Genomic DNA, 12,947 nt, shown 5'->3' on the forward strand with positions numbered 1-12,947 from the left:
CCGAATGTGTAGACCTGAAAGAAGCGAGGAAGTGCGATGAAAGCCTTGATGATTAGCCGCGACGCCAGCTTGCACGATGAAATTGCCGCGCAGGGGGCGGCCCGCATGCCCGTGCTGCGCCTGCTGGAACGGCGCAGCGGCCTGCGCGACGCCGTCGAACGCATGCTGCCGGAAGCGCCGGAACTGGTGATTGTCGACGCCAGCGGCATCGATGCCGATGAAGCCGACCTGCTCGAGCGCCTGGCGCGCCAGTATCCGCTGGCCGTGCTGATGCTGCTCACGCGCGGCCAGCAGCAGGATGTGCTGATACGCGCCATGCGCGCCGGCATGCGCGAAGTGCTGCAGCTGCCGCTGGTGCACAAGGCCTTTCACGAGGCGATGGACAGGGTCGATATCCAGGCCGGCGTGACGCAGATGCGCGACGGTAAAGTCCTCGCCTTCATCTCGTGCAAGGGCGGCAGCGGCGCCACCTTCCTGTCGACGAATTTTTCCTATGCGCTGGCCAGCCTGGCCGGCTGCAAGGTGCTGCTGATCGACCTGCACGGCCAGTTCGGCGACGCCACCTTGTACGTGTCGGACCAGAAGCCGGCCATGACCCTGTCCGACATCTGCGCGCAGATCGCGCGCATGGACGGCGCCTTCCTTGCCTCGTGCCTGGTGCACGTGACGCCGAACTTCGGCGTGCTGGCGGCGGCCGACGACCCTTCGCACAAGGTCGACATGCAGCCCGAGCACATGGACCGCATCCTTGCCGTGGCGCGCCAGCACTACGACTACATCGTGCTCGACGTGGGGCGCCAGATCGATGCGCTGTCGCTGCGCGCGCTCGACAACGCCGACGCCATCTATCCGGTGCTGCAGCTGGCCTTGCCCGATATCCGCGACGGGCGCCGCCTGCTCGACATTTTCCGTTCGCTCGGCTATCCGGGCGAGCGCCTGCGCCTGATCGTCAACCGCTATGAGAAGGGCGGTCGGCTGCGCTTGGCGGACCTGGAACAGGCGCTGGGCGCGGAAGTGGTGCACACGGTGCCCAACGATTACATCGCCGCCACAGACTCCGTCAACCAGGGCATTCCGCTGCTGCAGCTGTCGCGCACCAGCGCCGTGGCGCGCAGCCTGGCCGAACTGGTGGAACTGGTGACGGCGCGCCGCGTGACGGAAAGCCGCGGCCTGTTCGACCGCTTGTTCAGCCGTAGCGAGGCTTGACGCGGTCGCCGATGAACGATGTCAAGGCTCCCGCCGGGAGCCATCATGGGAGCCGAGATGACTTTACGCGAACGCCTGGCGGCGAATGAAACGGTGCGCCCCGCCACGAATGGACAAGGCGCGCTGGCGCTGCACGCCTACCAGGAACTGAAAAAAACCATGCACCAGACGATACTCGACCGTATCGACCTGGAACGGTTAAAACGCCTGACGGCGGAGCAGTTCAAGCACGAACTGGCGCTGCTGGTGCAGCGCGTGATCGAGGAAGAGCGCATCGTGCTGAACCAGCATGAGCGGCATAGCCTGGTGCTCGACATCCAGCACGAGATGCTGGGCTTTGGCCCGCTGGAACCCCTGCTGGCCGATGCCAGCGTGTCAGACATCCTCGTCAATACCTGCGACAAGGTGTATGTGGAACGGGGCGGGCGGCTGCAGTTGACGGACGTGACCTTCCACGACAATGCGCACCTGATGAAGATCATCGAAAAGATCGTCTCGCGCGTGGGACGGCGGGTCGACGAATCGAGCCCGATGGTCGACGCGCGCCTGCCTGACGGTTCGCGCGTGAACGCCATCATTCCGCCGCTGGCCGTCGATGGACCGATCCTGTCGATCCGGCGCTTTGCCGTGCAGCCGCTCACCATCGCCAACCTGCTCGATTACAAAAGCCTGACGCCGCCCATGGTGCAGGTGCTGCAGGCGCTGGGCCAGGCCAAGGTCAACATCCTGATCTCGGGCGGCACGGGCAGCGGCAAGACGACCTTGCTCAACGTGCTGTCCGGCTTCATTCCCGGCAGCGAACGCATCGTCACCATCGAAGATGCGGCCGAACTGGCGCTGCGCCAGCCGCACGTGGTGCGCCTGGAAACGCGCCCGCCGAATATCGAGGGCAAGGGCGAAGTGAGCCAGCGCGCGCTGGTGCGCAATGCGCTGCGCATGCGGCCCGACCGCATTATCCTGGGCGAGGTGCGCGGCGCCGAGGCGCTCGACATGCTGCAGGCGATGAACACGGGCCATGAGGGTTCGCTGGCGACCATCCACTCGAACACGGCGCGCGACGCGCTGGCGCGGCTGGAAAACATGGTCGGCATGGCCAACGTGAACCTGACGCCGCGCGCCACGCGCCAGCAGATCTGTTCGGCCGTGACGGTGGTGATGCAAGTGTCGCGCCTGACGGACGGCGCGCGCAAGCTGGTCAGCCTGCAGGAAGTGACGGGCATGGAAGGCGACATCATCGCCATGCATGAAATCTTCCGCTTCGAGCAGACGGGCGTCGATGCCGACGGCAAGGTGCAGGGCCACTTCTGCGCCACGGGCGTGCGGCCGCGCTTTACGGAACGGCTGCGCATGTTCGGCGCGCCCGTGCCAGACAGCGTGTTCGACCCCGACCGCATCTACGAGTAAGGAGGGAACCATGGACCTGGTCTTCTACGGCTTTGCCGTGCTGCTGTTCGCCGCCTGCATCCTGATGGTGGAGGGCGTTTGGCTGTGGTGGTCGGGCACGCACGGCAGCGCGGCGCGGCGCATCAACCGGCGCTTGCGGCTGATGGCGGCGCGCGGCGAGGGCGGCGGCGAGCGGGTCTCCATCCTCAAGCAGCGCCGCTATGCGCGTTCGCCCGGTCTCGAGCGCTGGCTGCGGCGCCTGCCGCAGGCGGCGCGGCTTGACCGCTTGCTGCTGCAATCGGGCTTGTCCTGGTCGGTGGCGCAGTTCCTGGGCGGCACCGGCGCCTTGCTGCTGGCGGCCTTGCTGCTGTTGGCGGCATGCTCCATGCCCATGCCCGGCGCCTTGCTGCTACTGTCCTGCGCCGTGAGCGCACCGTGTTTGTGCGTGCTGCGCGCGCGCGCGGCGCGGCTGAAAAAGATCGAGGCGCAACTGCCGGAAGCGGCCGATTTCCTGGCCCGCGCGTTGCGCGCCGGGCACTCGTTTTCGAACGTGCTGCAGATGGTCGGCGATGAACTCAATGAGCCGATCAGCGGCGAATTCAAGATGGCGCACGAAGAGATCAATTACGGCGTGCCGATGAACGAGGCGCTGCAAAACCTGGCCGCGCGCATTCCGCTGACGGACTTGCGCTACCTCGTCATCGCCGTGCTGGTGCAGCGCGAATCGGGGGGGAATTTGGCCGAGGTGCTGGTCAGCATCGCGCGCATCATCCGCGCCCGGCTAAAGCTGCTGGGGCAGGTGCGCGTGCTGTCGGCCGAGGGACGCATGTCGGCCTGGGTGCTGGGCCTGATGCCGGTGGTGATGATCGGCGTCATGGCGCTGGTCAACCCGCAATACATCCGCCTGCTGTGGACCGATCCCAGCGGCATCAAACTGCTGTGGTACGCGGCCGGCATGGTGGCGCTGGGCGTGGTCTGGATGCGCAATGTGATCCGCATCCGCATCTAAAACAGGAGGTGCTATGAGCGGTGCACAACTGCTGTTTCTCGTGATCGTCTTTGCCGTGGTGGTGGCGCTGGCCCTGCTGGCGTGGGTGATCTTCTTTCCTGGCACTTTGCGCCAGCGCCTGTTTGGCGCCACGGCGCCTGCCGCCAGCGAGGCGGTGGTGGAAAATGGCTGGGTGGAGAGGGTGGCGCGCGTGGCGCAGCCGTTCAGCAAGCTGTCGCTGCCGGAAGAGGGCTGGGAACGTTCGCCGCTGCGTACGCGCTTCATGAACGCGGGCTGGCGGCAAGCCAGCGCACCGGCCCTGTATTTTGCGGCGAAGACCGTGCTGGCCCTGCTGTTTCCCACCGTGCTGGGCCTGTATGCGGCCAGCGCCATGGCGGCGCAGCTGCGCAGCGTGCTGCTGTTGCTGCTGTGCGTCAGCGCCACCATCGGCTATTACCTGCCCAACCTGGTGCTGGCTAGCACGGCCAAGCGGCGCCAGCGCGACATCTTTGAAAACATCCCCGACGCGCTCGACTTGCTGACCGTCTGCGTGGAAGCGGGCCTGAGCCTGGAGCGCGCGCTGGTGAAGGTGTCGGGCGAAATCCATATCAAGAGCGTGGTGTTGGCGCAGGAGTTGCAGCTGGTGCTGATGGAAATGCGCGCCGGCTTTTCCAAGGAAAAGGCGCTGCGCAACCTGGCCCTGCGCAGCGGCGTGGAAGACGTCGACACCCTGGTCGCCATGCTGATCCAATCGGAACGCTTCGGCACGAGCATGGGCGATTCGCTGCGCGTGCATTCGGAAAACCTGCGCGGCAAGCGCAGCTTGCTTGCAGAAGAGGCGGCAGCGAAGATCGCCCTGAAACTGCTGTTCCCGCTGATCTTTTGCGTCTTTCCCACCCTGATGCTGGTGCTCATGGGGCCGGCCGTGATCGAAGTCTATCGCGTGCTCGTGCCGGCCATGGCCAGCCGCTGAAAGGAGTCACCATGCGCTTGACGATTTCCCGCCTGGCCGCCACCTGCGCCTGCCTGGGCCTGGCCGCCTGTACCACGCAGCTGGCCCACGTGCCGGTGGCGGCGTGGCCCGACGCCGATGCCGCCTATTCGGCGGGGCGCCAGCATTTCGAGCGGGGCGACCTGCCTGCGGCGCAAACGGCCTATGAGCAGGCCCTGCGCCATGCGCCGCGCCACGTGAACGCGCGCAACGGCCTGGCCGTGCTGCATGCGCAGCGCGGCGAACACGACGCGGCGATCGCCCATTGGCTGGCCTTGACGCAGGAGGCGGGCATGCCGCAGCCGCGGCAGGCCTATCTGTTCAGCAATCTCGGACATGCCTATTATTTGAGCGGGCGCGATGCGCAAGCGTTGACTGCGCTGGAACAGGCCTGTCTGCTCGACCCGCTCAATGCGCTGACCTGGCGGCATCTGGCGCAGGTGCTCGAACGGCTGGGGCAGCACGAGCGCGCCGCCGTCATGCGGCACCAGGCGGCCAGCTTGCAGGAACACGATGTGCGGCGCGACATGGCCTTGTTGCGTGGCGAGGCGCCGCCGAAGCTTGTGCCCGAGCCTGTGCCGGATGCACCCGCCATGGCGCGCGTGGAGATCACGCAGAGCGATGGCATGGCCCGCCTGCGGCGCGTGCCGTCGGCCGTCGTGCGCAGCGTGCCCGCTGCCGCGTCGGTGTCTGTGGCGCTTGCACCGGCAGCCGGCGCGCCGCATCCGCGCCTGGAAATTGTCAACGGCAACGGCGTGCCTGGCTTGGCCGCCGCGCTGGCACGCAGCCTGGCTGGTGCGCCCGTGCAAGTGGTGCGCCTGGCCAATGAAACCAGCTTCCAGGTGGCGCGCACGCGCGTCGAATACCGGCCCGCGCAGGAACAGGCGGCGCGCCAGCTGGCCCGCCAGCTGGGCGCCCAAGTACAGACCCAGGCCGCCGACTGTCCCGCCAGCGAGCTGCGTCTGGTACTGGGGCGCGACCTCACCGATCCCGCCATGCTGCACCGCTATTATCTGCAGCAATTGAAACTGGCGCGCCGGGCGCTGGCACGGCTCGGTTAAAACATCGTTATCGGCATAAAAAAACGCGGCGCCTTTTACGGGCGCCGCGTGTTTTTCATGCCGCGAATTATTTCGGTTGGCGGCGGCGCGTAAAAGCCAGGGCTGCCAGTCCCGTACCAAGCAGGAACAGGGTGCCTGGCTCCGGTACTTGCAAAGGCTCGATGACGACGATGTCGGTACGCGTGGACTTGGAAAAGTTCAAGGTGTAGCTGCCGGCGGGCAGGGCGAAATTCGACGTCAGGGAAAACATCGCAAAACCATTCGCAAAGGCGCGCGAGGTGGCCGGGTCGTTGGTGCCTGCCGTCATGTTCAGGCTGAAGGGATCGAGGCTGCCGACCGTATGGTTGCCATTGACGTCGCTGCCATTGCTGGCGTCGCCATCGGGCGCGAACTGGAAGATCACGCCATCGGCATTCGCGTTCGACAGGCAGCCCACGGGACTGGACGTATTGCACGAGATATTGAAGATATCCATGATCGATACGCTCGACTTGTCACCCATGGTCGTCACGCTGGTGCGCAGATCGCGCCGTCCCATGAAGTTGAAGGTGATGAAGCCGGCGCTCGACAGGGTCAGATTGACGGAGCCGGTGAGCGTGTCGCCAGCCGTGGCCGTGGCGGCGCCGACCGTGTTGCGCTGTGCTTCCGCAACGGCGCGCACGGTGGAGCCGCCATTGAGCATGTTGCCGAATGCGTGCGCATCGCCGCGTGCGAACTCCAGAGTGGAACTGGGGCTGGGCGCGTAGTTATTTTGCGGCAAGCCGCCGCAACCGCTGCCTGAACACACTTGCAGCACATCGGCGTTGGCGGCCGGGCCTGTATTGACGGCGCGCGGATTGACGGCCACTCCGCCCTCGAAAAAGGCGCTGTCGCTGGCATTGCGATTGGCGCCGGCCAGCGACAGCGCGCCGGCGCTGGTGGTGATGCGGAAAGAGTTCAATTCGTTGACGGACAGGCCGTACGCGCCGGCCTGCGCCTGGCCGCTGGCCAGCAAGCTTGCCGCCGCCAGTGCGCCCAGCCAACCCAGGGTTTTGCTTCGTGTGTGATCGACGTTCATCGCAGCCTCTTATCGTAGTCAGTCTCGGAAAATCCGGGGGAGAAAGAATCCAGAATGACCTGCCTGGATTCATCTCGTAGACAGTGATAAGCAGCTTGCGTGCCACACAAAAAAAGCATATTGAATCAAGGGCTTGCGCAAAGCGGACTGAGCCGACGGAAGCAAAGTGTAAGAAAGGCCGACGCCGCTTTCAGGTGCCCCGGTGATAGCCGAGGTGGCCACCCGAGTTGCGCGCGCAGCCGCAACCGATGCGGGCCACTTCCTCGTCTTCCGTCAGTTTCCAGTTGGTAATCGTCGTGTGCTGCCAGTCGATGTCGCTTTTCTTGACAGGCTTTACCGTCAGGGTGCGTGCTTCCGCATCCGTGTACTCCATCAATTCCTCGTCATCGGCGATGTCGAAATGGCGGTGGATCAGGGAAATGCCAAAACGGTCGAGGGCGCCGTAGCGTTGCAGCACGTCGCGCAGTTCGCGAAAGCAGGCGAGGTCATCGGGCAGCAGCGGATTGACGGCGGAAATATCGGCGACGGGCTGCCATTGCATGGCGTGGATGTTCAGGCTGTGCATGATAGGCTCCTGTGCCCCGTGATGGTAGGACCAGGCTGCCAGAGGGGCACTGGCAACCTGTCGAAACGTCTATCGTGGCCGCAAAGCCGATGCGGCGTTTGCGCCAGATCAAAGGTGCGGCACATCGCCTCGCGCCGATAATTGCCCGGTAAAATAGGCCATGGCAAACAAAACCCCCACCTTCCCCGGCGCACGCACGGGCCGCGGCCAAGTCCTGGCCGTGCTGCTGTCGAACCGCGACCAGTCCGGCGCCGAACCGCTGCAAGGCCGCGTCTCGCTGGCCGCCATCGTGAAAGCGCTTAAACGCAAATACCACTGGCCGATCGAGACGCACAGCTTTCCCGCCAACACGCAGGACGGCCGCGCCAGCTGGGCGACCGTCTACAGCTTGCCGGAAAAGGTGATTGAGACCGCGCTGGACAGCGGCGGCCGGGAGTGGCTGGAAAGCCGGGGAGTACCTGGGCGGCGCTGAGCGCGCCGCCTGCCTTGCTCGATCCCTTTATTCGAGCCGGAAGCCGACCTTGAGCGTGACCTGGAAATGCGCCACCTTGCCATCGACGATATGGCCGCGCGACTCCGTCACTTCATACCAGTCCATATGCTTGACCGTCAGCGCCGCCTTGGCAATGGCATCGCGTATCGCCTGATCGCTGCTTTCGGTGGACGTTCCCACCAGTTCGATCAGCTTGTAAGTGTGTGCGGACATGATATTCCCCCAGATAGGCAAGCCAGACATCGGGAGCCTGCTTTGCGCAAGCACGTGCTCATCTTGCGCCTAAATGTGCTGATAGTCATTGCGCGGTGCAGCAATGCGCCGCGCATGCCGAGAGCTATCCTTTATCAAATATCGACATAGCGAGGCAGCAAGTCCTGATCGACCAGGCGAATTTCAATGGCGTTGGCGATCTTCACGTGCTCGGGATTTTCATCAGAAAAAGGCTCGTCGGTGACGCTGACGATGATGGTGCCGATCTGCTGGTCTTTACCTTGCTCGCCCGTCGCCATGACGGGTACCAAGGCACGGGCTTCTGGCACTTGCTGGGTCGTCAGTACACGCGGCAGGTACAACATCCAGCCAACACCTGGGCGATCCTTGAAGACTTGTTTTCTAAAATACTGATTACGTGCAACCGTAATCAATACCGGCCGTAGGGAATCCGCGATAATGGACAGTAGCTCTTTTACGCCATCAATGCCGAGCCGTTTCGCGGCTTGACCGTGATCGCTGATCTCCAGACTCCGAGAGGGCCAGTCACTGTCGCTGAACCCGAGCGCAATACTCGCGCCATCACCGTCTCCGAGCTCGCCATTCCAGGCACTGAGATATCGGAATTTCTCACCCTTGAACTCGGCCTCGAGTACGGCTTCGGCTGCAGTGGTGAGTTCTCCCGAGGCATCGAAAACCGGATAAAGAAACGACTCTGCTTCTGTCTCCTGCGACAGAAACCAATTCTTTCCAAACGCCTCAGTTTTTTGCAAGAAGCGGATAATTGTCGCGATTTTTTGGACGGAAGGTCGGAACGCAATGGTTGGGTTCGCTGCATCGCGTTTGAACAAAGATTTTATTATCATAATATTATGGAATGTAATAAGTAGTAATACCCAGTGCACTTAAATTGGGCAGCATGTGTTCATACGCGAGTGGCGTTTGAAAGTACCAGATTAGCGAGGCTGGTGGGTTATCCTTGACAATATTGGACTGGGCGGTGGCCTGTTTTAATACCATGTTCTGGAAAATACTTTTTTGAAAATCGTATTTAAGTTCACCGTTTGCTTTAAAAAACTGGTCATAATCGGCTTTTGCTTCCTGCAACAAGCACAAGCGGGATTGGAAGCCGTCAAAGTCCTTTCCTTCAAACACCCATTCCATGCCAATCAGGAAGCCGGTAATCCGCGCTTGGTAGTCGCGTGCGGCTGGCGACATGCTGTGTGGAACAGCCATCAGCGTCCCCTTGTCTGGCGGGCACCGGCATCTTTCTTTGGTATCGCTTCGCGTCTCGGCACGCGCGAGGGGGGTGACGCGGGCGTCTTTTGCCTGTTCTGCCTCTTTTTTGCGTTTGCGCAATGCATCGTCCGTGAGCACGGCACCTGCGGCGGCGACACCCAAGGCTAACAAAATTTTCTCCACGACTGCTGGTATTACCAATATCGGTAGCGCAGCCATTAGTGCTCTCCTTCCAGTTTTTTATCCATCACCGCGATCAGTTCGTCGAACCTCTGTTCCGGCGTGGCGCCAGGCTTGCGCAGGTAGGCATCAACCAGCGGGTCGTCATGAATCCCAGGCGCGTCGGCCGCCAGATACATCAGATGTACGATATGTGGCGTGGACCTGAAATCGATTCGAATGGCGTACGTGTACGCAGCCAGCATGCGCTCGATCACGACCATGCGGCCTGGCTGGATTGCCATGTCGGCCCGCTTGGCCAAGAATTGGTCTGCTACTGCGATGACAAAATCTGTGGTGTCGCCGGTCTGCACTGCACGCCATTGCTCCTCGCTAAACGTCAGCATTGCGCCTCCCTATGATTGCCCGCTTGCCGTCGAGCAGCAAGTGCCATTCATGAATGTGGCCAAACATCGCCTCGCGCTGTGCCGGCTCAAATATTTGTGCCAGCTTCACCAGCACGCGCGGATCCCAAAAGCGAAGCAGCGCTGCGCGGCCATCCGGTAGCCGTGTTTCCAGGTGTAGTTGCAGCAACTGCGCCAGGCCGCCGAGGTCCTGTACGGCGAACAGCCAGGTAACGGAAGGTGCTTCTTGCTCCAGTGCGGCCAGATCTTCAAGAAAAGAAGGCGCTGCTCCCGCCACGTCGACCAACCAGGGGCCTGCATGCGCGAGCGCAGCGTCGGATGTGCCGGTGAACAGCGGGTAAAGGCTTTGGGAACTTGGATTCTCTGACCCAGCGCCAGATTGTCACTGGACTGACTGGAGTAATCCTGGTTTTGCCGGACGATTGCCAGTTGCAGGAGTGCTGGCTAGTTCGGAAATTCTGATGACTTTGCGTGACATTGCCCACCTCATAAAAATTCGCTATAGCGTCGGATACGCCGCGATGAGAGGAACTATCGCTGTTTGGATCGTTGATCGAAAGATGGCCGACCGGCCGGAGGTATATGCTACCGGCGGACTGTATGAATTATTTTTATCGTCTCTCTAACCGCTCACCATTCGGTAAAGTACAGTAAACCATTAGAGACCGAGCAACTACACCGGTCGTACGGTACCTTGCTGGGGGTAATTTCAATCATTAACAGCTCAACTATGACGAAGACAACCATTTTTTTTTCGTGGCAATCGGACAGAGAGTCGCGAACCGGCCGAAGCCTCATCGAGAAAGCACTCGAGCGTGCCATTTCGAAAATCTCAAAAGACATAAACATGTTCGAACCTGAGCGAGATCGTCCAAGATTGGAGCTCGATCGCGACACGAGAAATGTGGCCGGATCCCCACCCATTGTGGAAACAATCCTTAGAAAGATAGATGCTGCGGCTGTCTTTGTTCCCGATCTGACCTTTGTTGGGACCAGAAGCGACAGTCGTCCAACGCCAAATCCGAACGTCTTAATCGAATACGGATGGGCTCTTAAAGCTCTCGGGCATAGCCGCATTGTTGGAGTAATGAACACCGCATATGGCGAACCAAGTGGCGAAAACATGCCTTTTGATCTACGTCACCAACGAAATCCAATTACATATTTTTGCCCGGAAGGGGCGGGTGACGATGTTAAAGCGAAAGCGCGGGACTCGCTCGCAAGGGACTTTGAGAATGCGCTTCGAACGGTGTTTAGCAGCAAGCAATACAAAGAGTTTTTGCCGGGTGAGATTCCTACGCGATTGAATCGCCTTCTTGCACAGGTTAATGCGGATCGTTATGACGCAGTTCGTCCGTCTCACGTTGCTCAGATGCTCGGTCAAGATCACACAGTAGAAGTTGAAGATTGGTTTCTTGGCAAGAAGGCTCCGACATTCACCAATCTATTGGATATTGCCGAATTATTCGGAGTTGAAGCTAAATGGTTGCAGCATGGAGATGGGCATATTTATTCAGTTGAGTTTGAAGAACTGCCGAGGAATCCGGGCGAGGCTGCAGATCTATTGTTGAATTGGAAAGATGAGGAAGACCAATTGCAAGCGCTACATTTGATTCGGGAAATGGATGACGTTGGCGGTTTGTATATTGTGAAGGAATCCAAGCGTGATCACTTTCAAATTTATCATACCCCCATTCATGTCTCAGAGGTGATTGGTGCTTCTGGCGAGGCAGATTTGATGTCGCTTTTCGTTACGTTGGAGCTCCTTTACAAACGGCGCAGTGCAGGGCGATTCGAGATTCGTATCGTCGGGCACCAATTGACGCGAGAAGATATGTCTTTATTGGTGGAAGGAAATACCAACCCAAGGTTGTTTCTCCGAAAAGGGCGATCTACGTGGTGGGAGGATATCTGGGACCGGGAAATGAACGGAAACGATTACTGGTCAGGTTATCACCCATTGCGAGATAGAATCGAACGGGCCATTGCTACGAGCACATATCTTACGAAGTGGCGAGAAAATATTCAAAGTGGGTTATTAACGGCCGCCCCACGGATGGCATCACGCAGTGTAACGTCCGTTGATTGAGCCGTGTCTGACTGCGGATCAGTTATCCTATGCCAGAGGGGATCGCCATCGCTACATATAATCTGCAATTCACATGTCCAGTGACTTCTCAGTGACGGTTTAAAAATTTCATAGCAACTTTCGGGTCAAAGCATCTTTGATGTTCTGGAGCGCACCGCTGTTGCCAAAGCAAGCGAAGACGGGAAGACCTCGCAAGACAGATTTGCGCACGGTGATCGATGCGCTGCGTTACATGGTACGGTCCGGATGTGAGCGGCGCATGCTGTTTCGTACCCTTCATGACTTGGCTCTGATGCTTGATCGCTTGTGCAATGAGCGGGAGGTATTGCCGAGTGCCGGTATTGTTGATAGCCAGAGCGTGAAGGCGCCAGAGGCACGAACGCGAGGCTATGACGCCAACAAGAAACTCAGCGGGCGCAAACGCCATATCTCAGTCGACACGGATGGCCGCTTGCTAGCGATGAACCTGACGCCAGCCGACATTGCCGACTCCACTGGTACGCAAATGGTGCTCGATGGCTGGGATCGACGGGCAAGATTAGTGCTAGTATTTTGCGTGCTTCACCCCTACGAGACCGCGCTTGGGCGAGTGAGCGAGGGCCAAGGTCTTCTGCTTGCCGTTGAATCTATAGTTCATACGCTAGCACTTCGACGTCGCTGTGACCAGCAAGCACATGCCACCCCCGTTGCTGAGTTTGTCGCCGGCGCGTGCGCCGCTGTGCTTCACCAGCCGGATGGCCGTATCGGTTAATGCGATTGCTTCGCCTCTGTTGATATGCTGATTTTCGCTAACGGCTGATACCAACATAAATCCCATCTTTTTGTTGGTATCTTATGTTATGGCATAACTTGGCGTGAAACAACAAAAAACCCGCGTCACCTAAGGCGAGCGGGCTTTGAGACTGCATGATACAGGGTAAAACATGTTCTTGGTGCCGACTGCCGGTTTCGAACTGGCCACCTGATGATTACAAATCATCGCAAGTCGGTATTCAGGAATGTTGAAGGTTGTTGAAAATTTCAAGGATATTCTTATAAATCAAAAGCTTACGTGATTTTCATTTTTATTTTATGCAGA

The 12,947-nt window shown here is 60.0% G+C and carries 13 protein-coding genes and 2 pseudogenes; 8 read left to right on the forward strand and 7 right to left on the reverse strand.

Going from position 1 to position 12,947, the window contains the following annotated elements:
- Positions 1-36 precede the first annotated feature (36 nt).
- From OPV09_RS02525 to OPV09_RS02545, 5 genes are read left to right on the forward strand one after another with little or no spacing between them, the layout of a single operon-like run.
- The gene (locus OPV09_RS02525) at positions 37-1,206 is read left to right on the forward strand and encodes an AAA family ATPase (RefSeq protein ID WP_034752983.1); all 1,170 of its coding nucleotides are present in this window, start codon (positions 37-39) and stop codon (positions 1,204-1,206) included.
- 57 nt (positions 1,207-1,263) lie between these two features.
- Positions 1,264-2,610 (forward strand): CpaF family protein, encoded by a 1,347-nt coding sequence (locus OPV09_RS02530; RefSeq protein ID WP_080698639.1) that lies wholly within the window; start codon positions 1,264-1,266, stop codon positions 2,608-2,610.
- Positions 2,611-2,620: 10 nt separating this feature from the next.
- Positions 2,621-3,598 (forward strand): type II secretion system F family protein, encoded by a 978-nt coding sequence (locus OPV09_RS02535; RefSeq protein WP_338680421.1) that lies wholly within the window; start codon positions 2,621-2,623, stop codon positions 3,596-3,598.
- A gap of 13 nt (positions 3,599-3,611) precedes the next feature.
- Positions 3,612-4,550, forward strand: coding sequence for a type II secretion system F family protein (locus OPV09_RS02540; RefSeq protein ID WP_070304505.1), 939 nt, complete (start codon positions 3,612-3,614; stop codon positions 4,548-4,550).
- Between the two features lie 11 nt (positions 4,551-4,561).
- Positions 4,562-5,629: a tetratricopeptide repeat protein gene (locus OPV09_RS02545; RefSeq protein WP_338680423.1), complete on the forward strand. Its 1,068-nt coding sequence runs from the start codon at positions 4,562-4,564 to the stop codon at positions 5,627-5,629.
- Positions 5,630-5,696: 67 nt separating this feature from the next.
- Here the strand turns inward: OPV09_RS02545 and OPV09_RS02550 are convergent, their stop codons facing one another.
- Together OPV09_RS02550 and OPV09_RS02555 are read right to left on the reverse strand one after the other, a co-directional pair.
- A complete protein-coding gene (locus tag OPV09_RS02550; protein WP_338680424.1) occupies positions 5,697-6,686 on the reverse strand; it encodes a PEP-CTERM sorting domain-containing protein in 990 nt (329 codons plus the stop codon).
- Between the two features lie 190 nt (positions 6,687-6,876).
- Positions 6,877-7,251, reverse strand: a complete 375-nt coding sequence (locus tag OPV09_RS02555; protein WP_230518124.1) for a hypothetical protein — start codon at positions 7,249-7,251, stop codon at positions 6,877-6,879.
- Positions 7,252-7,411: 160 nt separating this feature from the next.
- Between OPV09_RS02555 and OPV09_RS02560 the strand changes: the two genes are divergently transcribed.
- The gene (locus tag OPV09_RS02560) at positions 7,412-7,723 is read left to right on the forward strand and encodes a hypothetical protein (protein WP_070304507.1); all 312 of its coding nucleotides are present in this window, start codon (positions 7,412-7,414) and stop codon (positions 7,721-7,723) included.
- A 27-nt stretch (positions 7,724-7,750) separates the two neighbouring features.
- Here OPV09_RS02560 and OPV09_RS02565 read toward each other — a convergent pair whose 3' ends face one another.
- The 5 genes and pseudogenes from OPV09_RS02565 to OPV09_RS02585 all read right to left on the reverse strand — a co-directional run.
- Entirely contained in the window at positions 7,751-7,957 is a 207-nt protein-coding gene (locus OPV09_RS02565; protein ID WP_034753599.1) for a dodecin, read from the reverse strand.
- A 134-nt stretch (positions 7,958-8,091) separates the two neighbouring features.
- Positions 8,092-8,808, reverse strand: a complete 717-nt coding sequence (locus tag OPV09_RS02570) for an immunity 52 family protein (protein ID WP_338680430.1) — start codon at positions 8,806-8,808, stop codon at positions 8,092-8,094.
- 19 nt (positions 8,809-8,827) lie between these two features.
- Positions 8,828-9,415: a Tox-REase-5 domain-containing protein gene (locus OPV09_RS02575; RefSeq protein ID WP_072455832.1), complete on the reverse strand. Its 588-nt coding sequence runs from the start codon at positions 9,413-9,415 to the stop codon at positions 8,828-8,830.
- Positions 9,415-9,762 (reverse strand): hypothetical protein, encoded by a 348-nt coding sequence (locus OPV09_RS02580; protein WP_072455830.1) that lies wholly within the window; start codon positions 9,760-9,762, stop codon positions 9,415-9,417. The genes OPV09_RS02575 and OPV09_RS02580 overlap by 1 nt, the downstream gene beginning before the upstream one ends.
- A pseudogene (locus tag OPV09_RS02585) lies at positions 9,749-10,120 on the reverse strand (DUF4123 domain-containing protein); the annotation flags it as partial. The pseudogene OPV09_RS02585 and the gene OPV09_RS02580, both read right to left, overlap by 14 nt.
- Before the next feature lie 507 nt (positions 10,121-10,627).
- Between OPV09_RS02585 and OPV09_RS02590 the strand changes: the two are divergent.
- Both OPV09_RS02590 and OPV09_RS02595 read left to right on the forward strand, forming a co-directional pair.
- Positions 10,628-11,869 carry a hypothetical protein gene (locus tag OPV09_RS02590; RefSeq protein WP_338680431.1) on the forward strand — a complete coding sequence of 414 codons (1,242 nt, stop codon included), beginning with the start codon at positions 10,628-10,630 and terminating at the stop codon, positions 11,867-11,869.
- Positions 11,870-12,020: 151 nt separating this feature from the next.
- A pseudogene (locus tag OPV09_RS02595) lies at positions 12,021-12,401 on the forward strand (transposase); the annotation flags it as partial.
- Positions 12,402-12,947 lie beyond the last annotated feature (546 nt).

The sequence above is a fragment of the Janthinobacterium sp. TB1-E2 genome (assembly GCF_036885605.1).
Taxonomy (GTDB): Bacteria; Pseudomonadota; Gammaproteobacteria; order Burkholderiales; family Burkholderiaceae_D; genus Janthinobacterium; species Janthinobacterium aestuarii.

What these genes read in the sequence shown, in the direction of transcription:
- OPV09_RS02535 (WP_338680421.1), top strand. Translation starts at nt 2,621, where the DNA reads ATGGACCTGGTCTTCTACGGCTTTGCCGTGCTGCTGTTCGCCGCCTGC.
- OPV09_RS02540 (WP_070304505.1), top strand. Translation starts at nt 3,612, where the DNA reads ATGAGCGGTGCACAACTGCTGTTTCTCGTGATCGTCTTTGCCGTGGTG.
- OPV09_RS02590 (WP_338680431.1), top strand. Translation starts at nt 10,628, where the DNA reads ATGTTCGAACCTGAGCGAGATCGTCCAAGATTGGAGCTCGATCGCGAC.
- OPV09_RS02530 (WP_080698639.1), top strand. Translation starts at nt 1,264, where the DNA reads ATGACTTTACGCGAACGCCTGGCGGCGAATGAAACGGTGCGCCCCGCC.
- OPV09_RS02580 (WP_072455830.1), bottom strand. Translation starts at nt 9,762, where the DNA reads ATGCTGACGTTTAGCGAGGAGCAATGGCGTGCAGTGCAGACCGGCGAC.
- OPV09_RS02550 (WP_338680424.1), bottom strand. Translation starts at nt 6,686, where the DNA reads ATGAACGTCGATCACACACGAAGCAAAACCCTGGGTTGGCTGGGCGCA.
- OPV09_RS02560 (WP_070304507.1), top strand. Translation starts at nt 7,412, where the DNA reads ATGGCAAACAAAACCCCCACCTTCCCCGGCGCACGCACGGGCCGCGGC.
- OPV09_RS02565 (WP_034753599.1), bottom strand. Translation starts at nt 7,957, where the DNA reads ATGTCCGCACACACTTACAAGCTGATCGAACTGGTGGGAACGTCCACC.
- OPV09_RS02525 (WP_034752983.1), top strand. Translation starts at nt 37, where the DNA reads ATGAAAGCCTTGATGATTAGCCGCGACGCCAGCTTGCACGATGAAATT.
- OPV09_RS02575 (WP_072455832.1), bottom strand. Translation starts at nt 9,415, where the DNA reads ATGGCTGCGCTACCGATATTGGTAATACCAGCAGTCGTGGAGAAAATT.
- OPV09_RS02545 (WP_338680423.1), top strand. Translation starts at nt 4,562, where the DNA reads ATGCGCTTGACGATTTCCCGCCTGGCCGCCACCTGCGCCTGCCTGGGC.
- OPV09_RS02555 (WP_230518124.1), bottom strand. Translation starts at nt 7,251, where the DNA reads ATGCACAGCCTGAACATCCACGCCATGCAATGGCAGCCCGTCGCCGAT.